This is a genomic window from Pseudoramibacter alactolyticus ATCC 23263 (genome assembly GCF_000185505.1).
Taxonomy (GTDB): Bacteria; Bacillota; Clostridia; order Eubacteriales; family Eubacteriaceae; genus Pseudoramibacter; species Pseudoramibacter alactolyticus.
The window spans coordinates 1,291,732-1,310,138 of the sequence record NZ_GL622359.1; the positions used below are offsets into that span (position 1 = coordinate 1,291,732).

Consider the following 18,407-nt stretch of genomic DNA (forward strand, 5'->3'; position numbering starts at 1 on the left):
TTTTTTGTATATCGGGATTCAATCCGTTTGTGCTTTCGCTTTGCAAGGCCGCAAGGCAGTCGTGGATGGCCGCTTCCCCCCTAAGCCGCAGCCTGCCGCCCATGCGCTTTGGCGGGCGCCGTCGTTTCGGGGCCAACCATGATGCCTGCCTTATTACAGGACGCCGGCTTTCTCAAAATGCTTTTTCAGCAGGCATTTCCCAAGCCACGCGCCGATCAATCCGCAAAGAACCGAGAGCAGGCACAGCCCGACAAGGCTCATCGGCGTCACCCATTCGATCACCTTGGCGATATAGCTTCTGCCGTATCCGGCAAAGGCTTTGGCCCAGGCATCCTTCAGGAGAACAACCGAAATAAACGCGACCAGCGTCAGACCGCAGGTATAAACCGCATGGGCCGCCGCCATTCCACGAAACCGCTTCCGCCCCAAAGCGCCATAGAGAACCTCGCCGATCACCCCGCAGACCAGCATGGTAACCACGTCCAGCGGCAGCCGCCCCATGATCAAAAAGAACACGGCAATCACGGCGGAAGCCAGAAAAAAGGTTCCGGTTTTCGGCACTTTCGACAGCAGCAGCATCATGACGATGCCCGCCGGAATTCCGGCGATGGCCGGTGCAAACAGATAGGTAAGCGGGTTCATACCCAAAATCATCACCACGACGAACATGCACGCAAACAGCAGAATCGCCATGACGCCGATCAAAATCAGATCTTTCACCTGTAATTTTTCTTTTACTTCGTTATTCATTGTTTTTGCTCCTTTCAGAAAATAATAGCCGATAAATCCGTTTGCGGTTTTCCCTACAGAACGGGATCAGCGCGGGGGCACCGCCGCGCTGCAGATGCAGCAGCCAATCGCAGGTCTCAAGGAGAAATTCCCCGTCGTGCGAAATGACCAGCACGGTCTTTCCCCGCTGCGCCAGATCCCTCAAAAGCCTGGAAACCCGCCGCATATTGCGGCCGTCTAGCCCGCTGGTGGGCTCGTCAAACAAAATCATTTCAGAATTTTTCATCAGCGCCACGGCGATCGTGACGCGCTGCTTCTCGCCGCCGGACAGGCTCCCCGGATGCCGATCCTCGTGTGCGAGGATGCCCAGCCGGTCCAATATCTGCCTGGCCGCCTCGTTTGCCGCTGCCTCGCCTTCCCTGCCGATCGTCAGTTCCCCCAATACGCTGTCGGAGAACAGCTGATAATCCACATCCTGCATGACGTAATACGATTTGCGGATCCGCTCCCTTTTGCCGCTCTTTTTCCCATCGAGCAGAATATCGCCGCGCTGCGGCTGCTCCAGCCCGACGCACAGCCTGGCCAAGGTGCTTTTGCCGACGCCGTTTTCGCCGACGATCCCGATCACCTCCCCGGGTGGCAACGAAAAGGCCAGATCCTTGAAAAGGGGCGGCCCCTTTCGGTAGCGAAAGCAAATCTGTTCGCCCTTCAGCTTTTCGGAGGCATCCGGCGGCGCGGTTTCCCTCATTTCCCGCCGGAAAGGAGAGACGCACCGCAGTCCCAGCCGCCGGCTTTCGTCAATCCCCATCCGGCCAAACTCATCGGCGGACAGCTCCAGCCGCTTTCGCCCCTTCGCCAGATAAACCATCCGATCGCAGAGTCCCTTCAGCCAGTCAATTTTGTGCTCGGCAACGAGGATCGCCGTGCCCGCGCCTTTCAGTCTCAGCAGGATTTGCCTCAGGCGGCGGGTGGCTTCGCGGTCGAGGTTGGCCGAGGGCTCGTCCAGAACGAGAAGCTTCGGCCGCAGCGCACAGGCCGAGGCGATGGCCACGCTCTGCTTTTGCCCGCTGGACAGCTCCGTGACCCTTCTGCCCAGCAGATGCGTGATGCCCGCAAGCCCGGCGGCCTCGAGGACCCTTGTTTCGATTTCGTTTTGCGGCAGACCCAGATTCTCGCAGGGAAACGCGATCTCCGAATCCACGTCCAGCGTAAAAAACTGTGACCGGGGATCCTGAAAGACGGAGCCCGTCAAAGACGCGATCGCCTGCATGCTCATGCCGGCAACCGCCTTGCCGTCCAGGAGGATTTCCCCCTGCATCTCACAGGAATAGAAATTCGGCAGAAGCCCGTTCAGACACCGGGTCACCGTCGTCTTGCCGCAGCCGGAGGCGCCCGTCAGCAAAACGCACTCGCCGTCCTTGACCGACAGCGAAAATTGGCATAGGCTCTCCGCTTCTGCTCCGGCGTATTTCACGCTTACATTTTTGATCTCAAGCAAGATAACCCCCCGCCCATATCCAAAGCAAAACATCCCACAGGATGATGCCTGCGGCGAAAACATAGTCCAGCGGGCGCAGAGCCACGGGCACCAGAGCGCCGCGGGGCCCCTCGAGGCTGTAGCCCCTGCAGAGGGCCGACCGCGACAGCTCGTCGCTCACCTTCAGGCTTCGCATCAGAAGCGGGATCAGATAATTCTCCATCGACCGGATCGGATGCAGCGGCGAAGGCTTCATGGACCGCAGCCGCAGGCTTTCCCGGATGCTGCCCGCTTCCGCCTTCAGGGTCGGAAAATACCGGAAGGCGACGGCCAGCGGGAGGATCAGCTTCCGCGAGAGCCGCATGTTGGCCAATGCCATCAGCAGCTCGCCCAGCTTGACCGCCCTCGCGAGAATCAGCCCGCACAAAAGCGGCGGCTCATACAGCAGGACGATCATTTTAATCATCGAGAAGGTCGCACCCGCAATGGGAAGCCCCCGCCGTTTTGCAATCAGCTCCCAGGCGATGACCGCCATATAGGGCAGAGAGCCTTTAAAGGCCGCCTTTCTTTCTCCCAGGCCGAATAGTGCGGCCAGCAGGAGCATCCCCACCGCGTAAATCGGGCGCAGACGATGCTTCGGCAGCATGAATGCGAGCATACTCGAGGTGACCGTGAACAAAAGCCATACGCGGGGGTCCGGCTTCCGCGCCCTAAACATGAAGCGTCCAGCTTTTCATCATGTGCTCCTTTTCCCACATGTCCATATAAAGCCCCTCCCTGGTCAGCAGGTCGTCGTGGGTGCCGATCTCCGCGATTTTCCCGCCGTCCATCACGACGATCTGATCCGCAAAGCGGATATAGGAGAGGGTGTGGGCAATCATAACGACGGTCTTCCCCTTCGTCAGGGTGTCCAGGCCCTTTTGGATGGCAAAGGCGTTTTCCGGATCGATGCTGGCAAGGGCCTCGTCCATCAAAATGATCGGCGCGTCCTTCAGGATGGCCCGTGCAATCGAGATCCGCTGCTTTTCGCCGCCGGACAGGGTGCTCCCGCCGGAGCCGACCGGGGTGTCGTAGCCCGCCGGCAGCGCCGCGATAAAATCGTGACAGCAGGCGGCCTTTGCCGCCGCGACGACCTCTTCCCGGGTGGCGTCCGGCTTGCCCATGCGGATATTCTCCGCAATCGTGCCCGAAAAAAGATAGACATCCTGGAAGACGACCGACAGCTTTTTCAGCAGCCCTGCATAAAAGACATCCCTGACATCGGCGCCGCCGATTTTGACGGCGCCGGCCGCCACGTCCCAAAAGCGCGCCAGCAAGAGAAGGAGCGTCGTCTTGCCGCTGCCGGAGGGCCCGACCAGCGCCGTAAACGCGCGTTCGGGGATCACGGCGTGAATGTCTTTCAGCGCGTACGCCTCCGAGCCGTCATAGGCAAAGGCGACCGCCTCGGCCGTCAGCTCGCAGGATTCCGTCACTTCGTTCTCCCCTTCGGGAAGCGGCGCCTGATCGTGCAATTCCCGGATATGATCCAGGCTGATGTCCATCAGATTCAATATGCCGAAGTCGAGGAGCAGCGCCTCCACGGGCTGATAATAGCTCGCGCTGATGATGGCGAAGAACAAAAATACCGGCAAGGAGGTTAAACCCGCGAAATAAAACAGCAGGCCGCAGACGAAAATCAGCGCCATTCCCAGGCGCACAAAAAGCTGAAACCACATCATCGGCGGCAGGGCCCCGAGTTCATACGCTGCCGAAGCGTCTTTATAGTCCCGCAGGCCCTGATCCATTTCTTTAAAAACGCGGTCCGTCATCCGGTAGGCACGGATCGTCTCCATGCCGGACAGGTATTCCAGCATCCGCCCGATGCAGTTTTGACTCTTTGCCTGCCGCTTCCCGCCGTCGCGGATCAACTTCTGTCTGCCGGCCCGGTAAACAAAATAAGCCGGAACAAAGCCCGCCATGGCGCAGAGGGCCAGCCGCCAATCGGCAATCAGCATCACGGCGGAGGTGCAGATCACCACGGTCAGGCCCGCGATAAACCCGGACAGGGTGCTGATGCAGTACATCTCCACATAGCTCATATCATTCGTAAAAATGGCGGTCAGCTTCCCGGCGCCCTCGTTCTGAAAATCGCCCAGCGGAAGCTTGGTGAGCCGTTTCGTCTCCTTCACCCGCAAATCGCAGATCATTTCGTAGCCCGCCGAGGCCTGCAGGCTGTTCACCGCGTATTCAAATACGTATCTCAAGACCAGCAGGGCCCCCAGTATCCCGCCGTCGATCAGCAGCTTCCGGCGCCCAAAGCTGCCGGAGATCAACGCCGTCATGGCCAGCAGGAGCACGACATAGCTCCCGCCGATGCAAAGCGCCTTCAGCACATCGAACACCACCGCCGCGATCAGCGCAGATTTTTTCCGTCCCGCAATCCGCAGGATGCGTTTGATTCGGTCAATCATCGTCGTTCCTCCCCGCAAACCATCGCTCAGACATGATAAATGCCTGCCACATATTCGCATATTCGGCCGATTCCGCCAGCAGCGCCGCATGCGTGCCGCGGGCCGCAAGCTCGCCGGCCTTTATCACAAGGATTTGGTCCGCATCCGCAACGGAGGACAGCCGGTGCGCGATGACGAGCACCGTCTTGCCCTTGACCAGGGCGGAGACCGCCTTCTGCAGCTGGGCCTCGTTGTCCGGATCGCAATAGGCCGTCGCCTCGTCGAGGACCAGCACCGGCGCGTTCTTAAGCATCGCCCGGGCCATCGCAATGCGCTGCTTTTCCCCGCCGGACAGGGAAAGCCCCTTCCCAAGCTTCGTGTCGTAGCCGTCGGGCAGAGCCATAATGAAGTCGTGGCAGCAGGCCGCCTTTGCAGCCCGCACAACCTCTTCGGGGGGCGCGTCCGGCCGGCCGAGCCGGATGTTTTCCCGGATGGACAGCTCAAAAACGGCGACGTCCTGCGTCACGAAGGAAACGGTCTCGGCGAGCTGCTCCCGCGGCAGCTCCCGGATATCGACGCCGCCGATGCGGATCGCGCCGGCCCCGACATCCCAGAAGCGATCGATCAGCTTGGCGATCGTGCTTTTTCCACCGCCGGACGGCCCCACCAGCGCCGTCACTTTGTTCTCTGCCGCCTCGAAGGAGAAGCCGTGCAGCACTTCGCTGTCGCCATAGGCAAAGCTCACGTTTTCAAAGGAAACGGCGTGGCCGTCGAGCGCCTTGAAATCACTCGGCGCATCCAGCTCCGGCAGGCACAGCATCGCGTTCAGGCGCTCCGCAATCTGGGCATTAAAATGGAGCATATCCGTATAGATCGCAATCTTGGACAGGGGCGCCGCAAAGCAAAGGGCGACAAACCAATACAGCAGCAGCCGGGAAAGGCCGAAGGCGCCCTGCAGATACAGATACCCCGCAACCGGAAATACAAAAACGATGCTGGCGCTCATGACGACGGTGTTGACCGTCATCTGGTGCCGGCAGTCCCGAAACCACTTCACCATAAAATCCCTGTATGCACGGGTCGCCTGCTCAAACCGGGAATAGGTTTTATCCTCCGCCGAGAACACCCGCAGCTCCTTGATCCCGCCAATAAATTCCACCATGGCGGTATTCATGGCCTGCGACGTCTGAAACATGCCCGGAAAATTCTGGTTCTGCAGCTTCCCGATGGAACGCAGGCAAAGCGCAAAAATAACGATGGTCAGAAAAAGCGCCAGCGCGATGCGCACATCCAGAACGATCATGCAGATGCCCATGATGACCGGGACGAAAAGCCCGCCCAGCATTTCGGGGAAATGATGCCCGTAAAACATTTCGAGCTGCTCCACATCGTCGAACAGCACGCTTTTCAATTTGCCGGCCGGGTTCTCGTCCAGATATCCCTGATGGACCCTCGACAGCTTTCGCAGGATCCGGCTCCGGATCTCGTACAGCCCGTCAAACGCAGTGCGATGCGACAGGCGGGTCGACGCGGTGTGAAAGATGACCTGCAGGAAAATGCCGGCAACCAAAAGAACGATCCCCGGCAGACACCCGTGAAAATCCAGCCCCTTCAAAATGGCATTCAAAATCAGGTACAGGCCGAACATGGGCAATACGCCGAACGCAGCCGACAGGACCGCAAAGAATCCGGACAGGCCGAGCCGACGCTGTCCCCGGCGGCTTAGAAATTGAAACAGGATTCTGATTCCGTTTTTCAAAGAAATCCCCCTCTCTAAATAAAATCAACCCGCGGTCAGAAAAAACTAACCGCGGGTTGATTATAGCGCTGCCCTCACGTTGAGGTCTCTTTCGATCGGGTGAATGATTCTCTGAAAAGGAATTCTTTCAGAAGCTGTTTTTCCGAAGCTCGGAAGGGCTGACGCCGAATTCCGCCTTGAATGCGACGCCGAACTGGCTCTGGCTGATATACCCGGAGCGGTTCGCCACCTCCAGAATCGTGAGCCCGGTGTTCAGCAGAAGGCTGCGCGCATGCTCGAGCTTCGCCTTTTTGTGATAGCCGTAGATCGTCGTGCCGTACAGCTGCTTAAACCCTTTTTTCAATTTGGTAATATTGATTCCCAGCTCCCTCGAAAGCTCCGAAATGGTCGGCGGATTTAAAAAATCCGCGGTCATGCGGGCGGGTATCTTTCTGATCTGCTCCCTTTCAAAGGCGTCGATGTCCGAATGCTTTTCCCCGGGTCTCGCCTCGCAAATATAGGAGATGATCTCGGAAATGCGGCTCTCGATGAACAGGCACTTTGCATTGCCGTCCCGTATCGCGCAGCCTTGAATCTGGAAAAATGCACTTTGCACCTGCGGCAGGAATTCCCGGTTCAGATAAAATTGTCCGTTGGCGCCGCTGCCGTTCAGCGCGGTGCTCCACAGATCGGGGCCGACGCTTCCGAAATAGTGGTCGCAGGCCTCCGCCGAAAAGGCAAAGGCCATGTTGACATAGCGAACATCCTTCGGGATGATCATGCTTCCCCTGACCCGCGACGCCCTCGCCGAGGCCATGGAAAGCGTCATCACATTGGGCAGAATATCCTTTCTCGCCGCCCCCTCGACCAATACGGACCGGCCCTCGATGCAGTACGCAATTTCAAAGTGGTCGTGGGGCAGTTCATAGACGATCTCGACCGTCTCGCGAAAACAGAGGTCGAACATTAAAAACTGGGAGTGCTCAGAGATATGAAAAAAGGTGACTGTCCCGGCGCCGTAAGCGGGGGCGATGTGAAAAACGGTTTCTCTGCCGTCGACGGATACCGATGACGAAACCGTCTTGTAAAAGTCCATATAATCCGCGTGGGAATACACAAAATATTTCATGCGGCAGCTGCGCCTCCCTCCGATCCGAAATTTGATTAGTCCAGGCTAACTATGCTGTCTCTTATCATACCGCGCTTTCTATCTTCCGTCAAGAAAGCAAACAAAACCCGAAAAGCGTCTGCCGCGCCGTCGATGCGCGCGTGAAGACCGCCCGTGACACCGCCCGGCGGGAGACCCCCGCGGACACGCCATCCGTCTGATCGCGCCGGAGGGCACCTATCTGATATGGCCCGACTTCCGGGCCCCGGGTCTTGCCGATGACGCCCTCGAAGCGTTCTTTGTGAAGGACGCCGGCCTCTGGCTTAATGCCGGCATCGCAAGGCTTGAAGCGACGCTGATAAGACGGGGGTTTTAACCCCGGGCCGCCGGGCGCCTGCCGTCCGCAGCATAAAAAAGCCAGCCTTTCGGCTGGCTTTTTTAATAGGTCGATCGCCGCTGGATTGCCGTCCGTCACAAAAGCTTAAGCCCCATGGCAAGCATCCAGATATAGGCACAGGTTTTGGGAATCATTAACGCCCCCACCTTCGGATAGCGGTGGCTGAGCAGGGTCACGGGCAGGTAGCAGCCAAAGCTGAGCGCGATGGCCGGCACCATCCCGCCGAGACCGCCGGCCGCCCCCGAACGGACGAACAGCGCGATCACCGCGCCCCCGGTAACGGCAAACAGGCCGTTGCGCAGCCACGACAGCCGGGCATTGCCTCCCTCGTGAAACCAGTCATTTTGGGGCAGAAGGCACACGGCGATGCGCGCAAGAGTCGACCCCCACAAAAGCCAGGGCAGCGCCCGCGGCACGACCACCGCCGGAAAGCGCAGGCGCCAGATAGCGGCCAGCACCAGGTAAAACACCGTCATCGTAACGGAGGAGACCAAGAGCCCCAGCCCCAGGCGCCGCTCGGTACCCGCGTCCGCCCCGAAAAGGGCGCGCTGCACCCGGGGCACCAGGTGAAAGGCGTCGCCGCCGCCTAAAATCAGCGCGAGAAAGCCGTATAACACAAAGACAGACCGCCCCTTCGCCAGCGCGAAAAAGCAGACGGCCGCCACGAAGTCAAACGCCAGATAGGCGCTGTCGAAGACCGCCTCCGCAAGCTCGGGCGGCGCGGGACGCCGGCGGGCCACGGCCTTAGCAGCCGCTGCCGTCCAGGCTGCAGGCCTGCCCGGCAAGGGGCGCGTCCTGCGGCCTGGGGGCAATGCCCACCTCTTCCTTGTTCAAGGTGACGCTGCCGTCTTCGCGCACAAAGCAGGGCACGCCGGCGCGGCCGGCGGCCTTGGCCTCGTCAAAGGCCGGATCGTTGTCCCGCAGCTTGAGGAAGGCCTTGAAGTTGCCGATGTTTTCGCCCACATTCACATAGTGAAATTCGGGGTTCCCCTGCACCTGGGTTTTCACGTATTCGCAGTCCGGACAGCCGGTGACGCCGTAAAAAGTAATCATGTCGCTTTTCCTTTCTGGATTGGCTCCCAAATCGCCGGCGGTTTCCGCCGCCGGTATTGCCGTGCTATTTAAAAGCATTATTTTATATTGGATGCATTTAAAATACCACCTTCGGCCGGCTTTGTCAACCGCGTCCGCCGCCGGCGTTATTCCTCCGGCACATCCTCGTAATAATCAATGGCGAAAAGCGGTTCCCCCGCCTGAACCGGGCCGTTGGCCAAAAGGCGGACGGTCTTGTCGTCGTTCATCTCCGTATCCATCACCGGCGTCGCCAGCGAGGGCGCGTTGGCCCGCAGATAATCGAGATCCACTTCGAGCAGAGGGTCGCCCTTCTTCACCCGCTGCCCGGTTTCGACCAGCGCCTTAAAGCCCTTGCCGCCGAGGGCCACCGTGTCGATGCCCACGTGGATGAGCAGGCCGACGCCGCTGTCCGTGGTCAGGCCGATGGCGTGCTTGGTGTCAAACACCAGGGCGATCACCCCATCCTCCGGCGCATAGAGGATGTTCTCCTCGGGCTCCACCATGGCGCCGTCGCCCATGATCTTGCCGGCAAAGCCCTCGTCCGGCGTTTCCCCCAGATCGTGGGCCACGCCGGTAAAGGGGCTCGCGATTTTGACCACCTTCACCAGGCGGCGCTTCTTCGGGGCGGGCGCCGGAGCTTCTTCCGGAGCGGGGGCCGGAGCCGGCGCTTCTTCCGAGACGGGGACCGGCTGATCCGGGGCCGATAACAGATATTCCTCCAGATTCGACTTGATCACGGACACCTGCGGCCCGTAAATCACCTGAATGCCCTGGCCCTTGTGCACCACGCCGGCCGCGCCGGTGGCCTTGAGCACGGCGTCCGTCACCTGACCGGGATCCTTCACGGTGATGCGCAGCCTCGTCGCGCAGGCATCCACGTCGGTGATGTTGGCCTTGCCGCCCAGGCCCCGGACGATGTCCGCGCTGAGGGCGTCCTGGGAGACTCCCTTCGGGGCATCCGCGCCACCTTCGCCCTTTTTCGCCTGATAATCGGCCTTGGAGTAAAGCTTGGTTTCCGCGTCGTCGTCCTCCCGGCCCGGCGTCTTCAGATCAAACTTCACGATCAAAAACCGGAAGATCAGATAATACAGCAGGAAATACACGATGCCGCAGGGAATGAGGAGCAGCCAGCTGGTTTTAGCGTTGCCCTGCAGCACCCCAAAGAAAATCAGATCGATCAGCCCCCCGGAGAAGGTGACCCCCACGGCGACGTTCAGCAGATGGGCCAGCATATAGCACGAGCCCGCCAACAGCACCTGCACTCCGAAGAGCATCGGCGCCACGAATAAAAACGAAAACTCGATGGGCTCGGTGATCCCCGTCAGCATCGAAGCCAGGGCCGCCGAGAGCAAAAGCCCGCCGGCCGCCTTGCGCTTTTCGGGTTTGGCCGTCCGGTACATGGCCAAAGCCGCCCCGGGCAGCCCGAAGATCATGAAGATGAATTCCCCGGAGAAATAGCGGGTCGCGTCGGCGCTGAAATGGCGGATGTGCCCGGCGTTGGCCAGCTGCGCGAAAAAGATATTCTGCCCGCCTTCGATCATTTTGCCGCCCACCTTCATGGTGCCGCCGACCGCCGTCTGCCAGAAGGGCATATAAAACACGTGGTGCAGCCCGAAGGGAATGAGCGCCCGCTTGATGATCCCAAAGGCCAGCGTTCCCAGGGGGCCGGAGGCCGCCACCAAAACGCCGAGGGCGTTGATGCCCGCCGAGATGGGCGGCCACACAAAATAAAGGCCGATGCCCACAAAGGTGTAGACCAGCGTGGCGATGATGGGCACAAAGCGGCTGCCGCCGAAAAAGGAAATCGCGTTGGGCAGCTCGATCTTATAAAACCGGTTGTGGAGCGCCGCCACCCCGAGGCCCACGATGATCCCGCCGAACACCCCCATCTGCAGCGAGGTGATGCCCAGCGTCTGGGTGATGGCCCCCGGCAGGATGTGCGCGGTTTTAAGCAGCTTGCCGTCGGCATCGATCTGCCCCGTGATGCGCAGCATGCCGTTGATGGCCGTGTTCATCGCGATGTAGCCGATCAGCCCCGCCAGCGCCGAGACCTCCTTTTCCTTTTTGGCCATACCGATGGCGACACCCAAGGCAAACAGCACCGGCAGATTGCCAAAAACCGCGTTGCCCACCGCCAGCAGAATCGTGTTGAAGCCGTGCATAAAGGTGCCCGGCCCGAAGGCCGCCGTCAGATGATAAGTCGCCAGGGTGGTCTCGTTGGTAAAGACCGAGCCGAGACCGAGCAGAATCCCCGCAATGGGCAAGAGCGCAATCGGCAGCATAAAGCTGCGCCCCACCCGCTGCAAAACGCCGAAAATTTTATCTTTCATGGTTCCCTCCTTAAGGTTCCTTTACGGATATTGATTCGACCATTTTATCGCAAATCGCTCGCCATTGCAATCTTTTTCAGCCGTTGTGGCCGCTCTTTTTTTCCGCCGCCGTTTCGGATGCGGCAGTGTTCAATTTTACACCTTAATTTCGGACATCCGCCTTGACATTTCCATTGAAACGGGTTATCATAAAACATGAATAAATAATCATTTATTATTTACGCATATATTTAACCGTTTGAATGTCGGGCCCCTGCCCATTAAAAATTTTAAAGGAGAACCACCATGTCTTGCGAACATCATCATGATCCCGAACACGCGCATGTGCCCTGCGGTCATCACGATCACGGCGGCTGCGCCCACGACCACGCACATCACACCCACGATCACGGCGATGCCTGCGGCTGCGGCCACGCCGAGGCTGCCGCGATCGACCCGGCGAGTCTTTCGGCCCACCGCATCCACTGCGGGCGCTGCGATGCGCCGATGGACGAATGCGCCTGTCCGCCCCGGCCCACCACCACCGGGCTCTACCGGATCAGCGGGCTGGACTGTGCGGACTGCGCGGCCAAAATCGAGCGCGGCCTTGAGCAAATCGAGGGCCTCGAGGCGGTCCAGGTGGCCTATCCAGCGGGGCTGGTGCGGGTCACGGCCCACGACCCGGACCGCTATCTGCCCGCGATGAGCCAATTGGCCGGCAGGCTGGAGCCCGGCTGCGAAATTGCGCAGCGGGACCGCTCTGTGACCGCCGCCCGCGCCAAAAAAGAAGCGGAAGCAAAGAAAACCGGCGCGGCCGAGTGGTTTTTCGGCGAGGGCTACGCCAAGGTGCAGCTCGTCCTCGGCGGAATCTGCTTTATCGCCGGGCTGCTTTCCGAAAAGGCGCTCGGCGCCGGGATGCCCGTGTGGCTATCGCTTTACTTCGTTTCCTACGCGGTGATCGGCCTGCCCATCGTGGCGGTGGCCGGCCGCATGATTGTGGGCGGTCAGTTTTTCGACGAGCATTTTTTGATGGCCGTGGCGACCATCGGCGCCTTTGCCATCGCCGAATGGCCGGAAGCCGTCGGCGTCATGCTGTTTTACCGCATCGGCGAATATTTTGAAAATCGCGCCTCCGACCGCTCCCGCGATCAGATCATGGCGACGGCGGACCTGCGCCCCGAGGTGGTGAACCTCGTGGCCGCGGACGGCTCGGTGAGCGCGATCCCCTCGGAAGACGCCCGGGCGGGGGATCTGGTGATGGTGCGTGCCGGCGACCGCATCCCGCTGGACGGTGTCATCACCGAAGGCCGCTCGCGCATCGACACTTCCCCGGTGACGGGCGAACCCGTTCCCGTGGCCGTGGGTCCGGGAAGCGACGTGATCTCCGGCTGTGTGAACACCGCCGGCACCCTCACCCTGCGGGTCGAAGCGCCGCTCGAAGAATCCATGGTCACCAAAATTCTCGACTCGGTGGAAAACGCGGCGGCCACCAAGCCCCGGATGGACAGGTTCATCACCCGCTTCTCCCGATATTACACCCCCTTCGTGGTGGCAGCGGCCGTCGCCGCGGCGCTGATCCCGCCGCTGGCCTTCGGCGCCTCCTGGCACCGCTGGATCTACACCGCCATGTCCTTCCTCGTCATCAGCTGCCCCTGCGCGCTGGTGCTCTCGGTGCCGTTGTCTTATTTCGCCGGCATCGGCGCGGGCTCCAAGCTCGGCATCCTCTTTAAGGGCGGCCTTTCCCTCGAGGCGTTAAACCGGGTGCGCGCCGCGGTGATGGACAAAACCGGCACCATCACCGAGGGCCATTTTGCCGTGCAGCGCGTCGATGCCCGCGGGAATTACGACGAAGCCGGGCTTTTGGCCGTCGCCGCCGCCCTCGAGGCGCGCTCGAGCCACCCCATCGCCGTCTCCATCGCCGACGCAGCCGCCGAACGCGGCCTGACCCCGCCCGCCGCGGAAAACGTCCGCGAAGAAGCGGGCTACGGCATCACCGCCGACATCGCCGGCAAACCCTTTCTCGCCGGGAGCGACAGGCTCCTCGCCGCCCGCGGCGTCGCCCTGCCGAAGGATGCCGTCCCGGCCTACGGCACCCCGGTGTATCTGGCCGAGGCCGGGCAGTTTATCGGCGCGGTGGTCATCGCCGACGCGGTGAAGGCCGATGCGGCCGATGCCGTCGCCGCCCTGAAGCGAACCGGAATCCACACCGTGATGCTCACCGGGGACAGACCCGAAAACGCCGAGGCGGTCGCCCGCACCACCGGCCTCGATGCCGTGCGCGCGAGACTTCTCCCCGGGGAAAAGCTCGCCGCCCTGCGGGAGATCCGACAGGACAAAGGCGGGGTGATGTTCGTCGGCGACGGCATCAACGACGCGCCGGTGCTCGCCGGGGCCGACGTGGGCGCCGCTATGGGAAACGGGGCCGACGCCGCCATCGAAGCGGCGGACGTGGTCTTCATGAACACCGAGCTCGCCTCGGTGCCGGCCGCCATCGACATCGCGAAGCAGACAAACCGCGTCGCCTGGGCCAATATCATTTTTGCCCTGGCCGTGAAGGCGGTGGTGATGATCGCCGGGCTTCTGGGACACGCCAATCTGTGGATCGCCGTTTTCGCCGACACCGGCGTCTCGGTGCTCTGCGTGCTCAACGCCATCCGCATTCTCTACCAAAACCGCGGCTCCGGGCGCCAGGCGGCCGCCAGGGTCGAAACCCTCGAAACCGCCGAAGCCTGACCGTCTTTTAACCGCTCCAAAAGGGGCGGTTTTTTGGTGTGCGGTTTGCGGCGGACGCGATCAAAGAGATCGACGATCCTCCTGTTCTGACAGACGCGATGAATTTCTCCGCAGCATAACGTTTTTCTTTTCCGGCGTTTGGCCTTTGCTGACCTGCAACTGACGATGACAAAAACGGATCGAGAGCCTCCGTTTTGCGCATGCGCCTCCCTTAAGCCAAGCTGCAGAAAAGGGTGCTAAGCTATGGACGTTATGCGCCCATTGGATGCTTCGTCGGGCGCGCGTTTTTTTATCGGCTTCCCTGTTTTGACCCCATTTGACACGAAAGGACTTTCACGTGACCAACCGTTTAACCTATGACCGTTTTCGCCCCTTGCTTTTGATCGCTTTGATCGGCGCCGTTTATGCCGCCTCGAAAAAGCTGCCGATTCTCCTGCAGATGTTGCTATACCGATTCGGCGGCGCGGCCGGCCTGCCCATCGATGATCTCAGCCGGAACCTCAACGCAGTTTACGTCATCGTAGCCGCGGCAGAGATCATCCCGCTCGCCGTCTTATACCGCCGGGTTTTTCCCAGGCTTTGGGAGCGCCCCCCGGAACCGAAGCGCCGCCTCTCCCCAGCGCAAAGCGGGCTCGTCATCGTGCTCGGCGCCTTCGGGGCCATGGGCCTGTCGATGCTGTGGCTGCTCTTTGCCGACGGTGTCCTATCCGCCCTCCCCTTTATCCATCGGCAGCTAACCCAGTTCAACCAGTCGATGGCCGCCGTAGACAGCGGTTCTTATCTTTGGTCCTTTCTGGCCGCCTGTGTGTGCGGCCCCATCGTCGAGGAGCTGATTTTCCGGGGGCTGATCTTCGGCTGCCTGCGCCAGCTCTTCAAAACGCCGATGTGGCCCGTGCTGATCTCGGCCGCCCTTTTCGGCATCTGGCACGAAAACGCGGTTCAAGCCGCTTTTGCCGGCATCCTGGGCGTGATATTCGCCGTGGTTTACGATCAGACGGGCCGTCTTTGGATAAACATCGCCATCCACATGCTCAACAACTTCTTTGCCACCCCGCCCCCGGCCATCAACCGCACGGCGATCCCGGACAATATTTACCTCGCCGCCGTTGTCCTGATCCTACCCATGATCGGCGTCTACATCCATCTGTTCGCCGCGAAAAAGCCCCGCTTTCTCCAGCGGCTTGGCAAAGGCCGCCGGCACCCGCCGGAGAGCTGAGCCGCCGCCCCGAGGTCTCAAACCGGCAAGCCTTTGGTTTGCCCTCTGCCGGCCCCGGGGCACCGCCCCGTGATACAATAGGGGCATCACAAACCTGAGGAGGAAGCCATGCCCATTTTTGTCTTTATGTATATCGGCCAGGGGCTCCACCCGGCCACCCACCACGCGGAAATACCTTCGATGACCTTCCACATGCATCTGGTCGGCGTCTCGTCCTACGCCGAGGCGGAGCAGACCGCCCGCAAGCTCGCGATGAATCCGGATCTGCGCGCCATCGAGCTGTGCCCGAGCTTCGGCACCTGCGGCGTGGCCCGGGTCAAAAAAGCGGCCGGCCCCAAAATCAACGTCGGCGTCGTGCGCTTCGATCCAAATCCCAACATGAGCCACCGCTCCGGAGACGATCTGTTTTAACGGCATCCCGTCCTGCGCCGACCGGCGCTTTTTTATTTGCTCCCGGCCGCCCCTTTGTGTTATAATAATTCAAATAACTGAAGTTGAATAGAATGAATTTGGAATGGAATTGGAACAGGAGCTTACCATGAATCAGCCAAACGCCGACCGTTGTTCCACCCTTTTGTATGGCCTTGCCGCCGGCGGCTTTTACCTGGCGGCCATTGTGAATCTGGTGAAGAAAAACACCGCGGTGGGCTGTGTTTACTTCGCGCTGGGATCGGTTTTCCTCTCCCTGGGCATCGCGGCGCGCCCCCGGAGCCGACGCGCCGGAGATGCGGAGGATGCCAACGACCAGGCCGACCCTTCCAAGGCGAATCGCCGGTAGCCCGCCACGCGCCGACCGGCGCTTTTTTATTGAATGCGTCTTCCGACCGGAAAGGAGCCCCCGATGCAGCCCATCCATATCGCCAAAGCCGGCGGCGCCGTCGTGCCGGCCATCTGCGACGTGCCGGAGGGCGCCGGGCAGATCGTCATCATGGTTCACGGCTTCGAAAGCTCAAAGGCCTGCGCCACCGGTCAGCTGCTCTTTCGGCGGATGGTGCCGGCGGGGCTCGGCGTCATCGCCTACGACCAGCCGGGCCACGGCCGGGCCGAGGCGCGCCGGGAGCCCCTCACCCTCTCCGCCTGCTTTGAGAGCCTGGCCGCGGTGGAAAACGCCGCCGCCAAGCGTTTTCCCCGCGCCCGCCCGGTGTATTTCGCCTCGAGCTTCGGGGCCTACGTCGCCCTGCTTTATGTAAGCCTGCGCCCCCACCTCGGCCGGCGGCTCTTTGTGCGCTGCGGCGCCGTCAACATGCCGGCGCTTTTGCTCGGCCCCGCGCGGGATCCCGCCGCCCGCGCCCTGCTCGACAGCCAGGGCTATCTCCAGCCGAACCTCGGCATCGGCGACCCCGTTAAGGTGCCGGCCCGGATGTTTGCGGATTTGGCCGCCCACGATCTCTTCAAACGCTTTCGCCCCGGCGAGACGGCGGTCCGCATGGTCCACGGCGAGGCGGATCCGGTGGTGCCCGTCGCCGCGGCCCGGGCCTTTGCCGCGCGGTTCGATCTGCCCATCACCGTCTTCCCCGGGGAGAACCATTCCCTCAACGCCGACCCCAAAACGCCGGACCGCGTGGCGGATCTGGCCCTGGCGTTTTTTCGCGGGGCCTTTTGACAAAATGCATTTAAATTAAAGGAGATTTTTATGAAAAACCGTCGTTCCCGTTTGGCTGCCGTTCTTTCGTTTATGGCCGCCGCCTGTTTTTTGGTCGCCGGCCTCCTCAGCAAAAACCTGAGCCATGCGCCGGGAGGCAGCCCTTCGGGCGGCCTGGCTTATTTCGGGCTCTGCGCGCTGTTCGTCTTTTCCGGCGTCATCTCGCTTGCCGGCCGCAAAAAACCCTGACGCCTCGGCCGGGCTGTTTTAAACGCCGCTCCGTTTTGCCGGGCGGCGTTGTTTTTTGCCTTTTGAAGACCGCCGCGCGGCTTTGCACCTGTCTTTTCAAATACACATGAAACCCCACGGATGCGTTCGATGTAATTTTGGCGACTTTACGCCGCGATGCCTTTATCGTCCCCGCCAATTGTGCTACACTGTTTATAATTTGTCGGCCATGCCCCATTCGCCCCCCGGATTCGGCTTTAAACATTTTTATCCGGTCATGCACCGCGATCGGTTTTTTCATCCCGAGTCTTCACCCCAGGAGGAACCCATGAACCATCAAGATCCCTTTGTCCTGCAGGATTTCAACGTCGCCCCCGGCGAAAAGCAGCGGGCCGTGCTCACCGTGGCGGACTGCCCCTTCCGGATGCCGGCCACCGTGATCCGCGGCGTGCGGCCCGGGCCGACGCTGTTGGTCACCGCCGGGGTGCACAACATGGAGTTTGTGGGCATCAACGCGGCGATTCAGCTGGCGAACGACACCCGCCCGGAGGACATCGCCGGGACGCTGTTCGTCATCTCGCTGATCAACACCGACGGCTTCGAGCACCGCACCATGAGCGTGACCCACGCCGACGGCAAAAACCTCAACCGAGTGTTTCCCGGCGACGCGGCCGGTACGGCATCCGAGCGGCTGGCCGCCTGGTTTGTGGCCGAGATCTTCCCCCGGGTGGACCGGGTGATCGACCTACACTCCGGCGATAACTACGAAAAGCTTCTGCCGCTGGTCTTCTTCCAGGGGGCCCACGACGAGGCCGTCATGGCCGCCTCCTACGAAATGGCCCGGGCGGCGAACACCCGCTGCCTGATCCGTTCCCATGTGGCCCATGGCGGCCTTTACAGCGAGGCCGGCAGCTGCGGCGTGCCGGGGCTCATCCTCGAGCGGGGCTGCCTCTCCCAGTGGACCCAGGAGGAGGTGGATGCCGATGTGGCCGATGTGCAAAACATCATGGCCGTGCTGGGCATGCGCCCGGGCATCACCCCCAAGCCGCATTATCACAAGCCGGTCATCACCCACACGACCTATGCCGAAGCGCCCCACACCGGCTGCTGGTACCCCATTTATCAGCCGGGAGAATACGTGATCGAAGGCGAGATCGTCGGCGAGATCCGCGACTACTTCGGCGATCTCATCTGCGTGTGCACGGCGGATATGGACGGCATCATCCTTTACGAAACCCAGAGCTTAAACATCATCGCAGGAGACCCGATGATCGCCATCGGCTGCACCCATTTCGACGCGCATCAGGCCGATCTGCCGGCCTATATCACCGAAACCTATGACCACGTGCACCCGCTGGTGGGCATCGATACGGAATTTGACGTGTAA

Annotated in this window: 18 protein-coding genes; 7 read left to right on the top strand and 11 right to left on the bottom strand. The window is 60.9% G+C overall.

Annotated features, from left to right (window positions below; translation table 11 throughout):
* Positions 1 to 153: 153 nt before the first annotated feature.
* The 10 genes from HMPREF0721_RS06150 to HMPREF0721_RS06195 all read right to left on the bottom strand — a co-directional run bounded on the left by HMPREF0721_RS06150 (position 154) and on the right by HMPREF0721_RS06195 (position 11,282).
* Positions 154 to 750 (bottom strand): MptD family putative ECF transporter S component, encoded by a 597-nt coding sequence (locus HMPREF0721_RS06150; RefSeq protein WP_006598777.1) that lies wholly within the window; start codon positions 748 to 750, stop codon positions 154 to 156.
* Positions 743 to 2,227, bottom strand: a complete 1,485-nt coding sequence (locus tag HMPREF0721_RS06155; protein WP_006598778.1) for an ABC transporter ATP-binding protein — start codon at positions 2,225 to 2,227, stop codon at positions 743 to 745. Before HMPREF0721_RS06155 ends, HMPREF0721_RS06150 begins: the two co-directional genes overlap by 8 nt.
* Positions 2,220 to 2,924, bottom strand: coding sequence for an energy-coupling factor transporter transmembrane component T (locus HMPREF0721_RS06160; protein WP_006598779.1), 705 nt, complete (start codon positions 2,922 to 2,924; stop codon positions 2,220 to 2,222). The genes HMPREF0721_RS06155 and HMPREF0721_RS06160 overlap by 8 nt, the downstream gene beginning before the upstream one ends.
* Complete coding sequence (locus HMPREF0721_RS06165) at positions 2,917 to 4,656, bottom strand: ABC transporter ATP-binding protein (protein ID WP_006598780.1); 1,740 nt, start codon at positions 4,654 to 4,656, stop codon at positions 2,917 to 2,919. The genes HMPREF0721_RS06160 and HMPREF0721_RS06165 overlap by 8 nt, the downstream gene beginning before the upstream one ends.
* The gene (locus tag HMPREF0721_RS06170) at positions 4,649 to 6,394 is read right to left on the bottom strand and encodes an ABC transporter ATP-binding protein (RefSeq protein WP_006598781.1); all 1,746 of its coding nucleotides are present in this window, start codon (positions 6,392 to 6,394) and stop codon (positions 4,649 to 4,651) included. Before HMPREF0721_RS06170 ends, HMPREF0721_RS06165 begins: the two co-directional genes overlap by 8 nt.
* Before the next feature lie 127 nt (positions 6,395 to 6,521).
* The gene (locus HMPREF0721_RS06175; protein ID WP_006598782.1) at positions 6,522 to 7,502 is read right to left on the bottom strand and encodes a helix-turn-helix transcriptional regulator; all 981 of its coding nucleotides are present in this window, start codon (positions 7,500 to 7,502) and stop codon (positions 6,522 to 6,524) included.
* A gap of 88 nt (positions 7,503 to 7,590) precedes the next feature.
* Positions 7,591 to 7,956, bottom strand: coding sequence for a hypothetical protein (locus HMPREF0721_RS06180; RefSeq protein ID WP_006598783.1), 366 nt, complete (start codon positions 7,954 to 7,956; stop codon positions 7,591 to 7,593).
* Positions 7,953 to 8,663, bottom strand: a complete 711-nt coding sequence (locus tag HMPREF0721_RS06185) for a hypothetical protein (protein WP_242821859.1) — start codon at positions 8,661 to 8,663, stop codon at positions 7,953 to 7,955. The genes HMPREF0721_RS06180 and HMPREF0721_RS06185 overlap by 4 nt, the downstream gene beginning before the upstream one ends.
* Entirely contained in the window at positions 8,623 to 8,931 is a 309-nt protein-coding gene (locus HMPREF0721_RS06190; protein ID WP_040640339.1) for a glutaredoxin, read from the bottom strand. The genes HMPREF0721_RS06185 and HMPREF0721_RS06190 overlap by 41 nt, the downstream gene beginning before the upstream one ends.
* Positions 8,932 to 9,077: 146 nt before the next feature.
* A complete protein-coding gene (locus HMPREF0721_RS06195) occupies positions 9,078 to 11,282 on the bottom strand; it encodes a PTS sugar transporter subunit IIABC (protein WP_006598786.1) in 2,205 nt (734 codons plus the stop codon).
* Positions 11,283 to 11,567: 285 nt separating this feature from the next.
* Between HMPREF0721_RS06195 and HMPREF0721_RS06200 the strand changes: the two genes are divergently transcribed.
* The gene (locus HMPREF0721_RS06200; protein ID WP_006598788.1) at positions 11,568 to 13,994 is read left to right on the top strand and encodes a heavy metal translocating P-type ATPase; all 2,427 of its coding nucleotides are present in this window, start codon (positions 11,568 to 11,570) and stop codon (positions 13,992 to 13,994) included.
* Positions 13,995 to 14,001: 7 nt separating this feature from the next.
* Here HMPREF0721_RS06200 and HMPREF0721_RS11810 read toward each other — a convergent pair whose 3' ends face one another.
* Positions 14,002 to 14,196 (bottom strand): hypothetical protein, encoded by a 195-nt coding sequence (locus tag HMPREF0721_RS11810; RefSeq protein WP_156788710.1) that lies wholly within the window; start codon positions 14,194 to 14,196, stop codon positions 14,002 to 14,004.
* A 135-nt stretch (positions 14,197 to 14,331) separates the two neighbouring features.
* On the opposite strand from HMPREF0721_RS11810, the gene HMPREF0721_RS06205 reads away from it, so the two are divergent.
* The 6 genes from HMPREF0721_RS06205 to HMPREF0721_RS06235 all read left to right on the top strand — a co-directional run bounded on the left by HMPREF0721_RS06205 (position 14,332) and on the right by HMPREF0721_RS06235 (position 18,407).
* On the top strand, positions 14,332 to 15,210 hold the full coding sequence (locus tag HMPREF0721_RS06205) for a CPBP family intramembrane glutamic endopeptidase (protein ID WP_006598789.1): 879 nt from the start codon (positions 14,332 to 14,334) through the stop codon (positions 15,208 to 15,210).
* Positions 15,211 to 15,318: 108 nt separating this feature from the next.
* Complete coding sequence (locus tag HMPREF0721_RS06210) at positions 15,319 to 15,621, top strand: DUF6506 family protein (RefSeq protein WP_006598790.1); 303 nt, start codon at positions 15,319 to 15,321, stop codon at positions 15,619 to 15,621.
* 127 nt (positions 15,622 to 15,748) lie between these two features.
* Complete coding sequence (locus HMPREF0721_RS06215) at positions 15,749 to 15,988, top strand: hypothetical protein (protein WP_040639954.1); 240 nt, start codon at positions 15,749 to 15,751, stop codon at positions 15,986 to 15,988.
* A gap of 63 nt (positions 15,989 to 16,051) precedes the next feature.
* Complete coding sequence (locus HMPREF0721_RS06220; protein WP_040639955.1) at positions 16,052 to 16,813, top strand: alpha/beta hydrolase; 762 nt, start codon at positions 16,052 to 16,054, stop codon at positions 16,811 to 16,813.
* 30 nt (positions 16,814 to 16,843) lie between these two features.
* The gene (locus HMPREF0721_RS06225) at positions 16,844 to 17,041 is read left to right on the top strand and encodes a hypothetical protein (protein ID WP_006598793.1); all 198 of its coding nucleotides are present in this window, start codon (positions 16,844 to 16,846) and stop codon (positions 17,039 to 17,041) included.
* A 307-nt stretch (positions 17,042 to 17,348) separates the two neighbouring features.
* A complete protein-coding gene (locus HMPREF0721_RS06235; RefSeq protein ID WP_006598795.1) occupies positions 17,349 to 18,407 on the top strand; it encodes a M14 family metallopeptidase in 1,059 nt (352 codons plus the stop codon).

What these genes read in the sequence shown, in the direction of transcription:
- HMPREF0721_RS06235 (WP_006598795.1), top strand. Translation starts at nt 17,349, where the DNA reads ATGAACCATCAAGATCCCTTTGTCCTGCAGGATTTCAACGTCGCCCCC.
- HMPREF0721_RS06220 (WP_040639955.1), top strand. Translation starts at nt 16,052, where the DNA reads ATGCAGCCCATCCATATCGCCAAAGCCGGCGGCGCCGTCGTGCCGGCC.
- HMPREF0721_RS11810 (WP_156788710.1), bottom strand. Translation starts at nt 14,196, where the DNA reads ATGCGCAAAACGGAGGCTCTCGATCCGTTTTTGTCATCGTCAGTTGCA.
- HMPREF0721_RS06195 (WP_006598786.1), bottom strand. Translation starts at nt 11,282, where the DNA reads ATGAAAGATAAAATTTTCGGCGTTTTGCAGCGGGTGGGGCGCAGCTTT.
- HMPREF0721_RS06160 (WP_006598779.1), bottom strand. Translation starts at nt 2,924, where the DNA reads ATGTTTAGGGCGCGGAAGCCGGACCCCCGCGTATGGCTTTTGTTCACG.
- HMPREF0721_RS06175 (WP_006598782.1), bottom strand. Translation starts at nt 7,502, where the DNA reads ATGAAATATTTTGTGTATTCCCACGCGGATTATATGGACTTTTACAAG.
- HMPREF0721_RS06210 (WP_006598790.1), top strand. Translation starts at nt 15,319, where the DNA reads ATGCCCATTTTTGTCTTTATGTATATCGGCCAGGGGCTCCACCCGGCC.
- HMPREF0721_RS06215 (WP_040639954.1), top strand. Translation starts at nt 15,749, where the DNA reads ATGAATCAGCCAAACGCCGACCGTTGTTCCACCCTTTTGTATGGCCTT.
- HMPREF0721_RS06165 (WP_006598780.1), bottom strand. Translation starts at nt 4,656, where the DNA reads ATGATTGACCGAATCAAACGCATCCTGCGGATTGCGGGACGGAAAAAA.
- HMPREF0721_RS06225 (WP_006598793.1), top strand. Translation starts at nt 16,844, where the DNA reads ATGAAAAACCGTCGTTCCCGTTTGGCTGCCGTTCTTTCGTTTATGGCC.
- HMPREF0721_RS06200 (WP_006598788.1), top strand. Translation starts at nt 11,568, where the DNA reads ATGTCTTGCGAACATCATCATGATCCCGAACACGCGCATGTGCCCTGC.
- HMPREF0721_RS06150 (WP_006598777.1), bottom strand. Translation starts at nt 750, where the DNA reads ATGAATAACGAAGTAAAAGAAAAATTACAGGTGAAAGATCTGATTTTG.
- HMPREF0721_RS06190 (WP_040640339.1), bottom strand. Translation starts at nt 8,931, where the DNA reads ATGATTACTTTTTACGGCGTCACCGGCTGTCCGGACTGCGAATACGTG.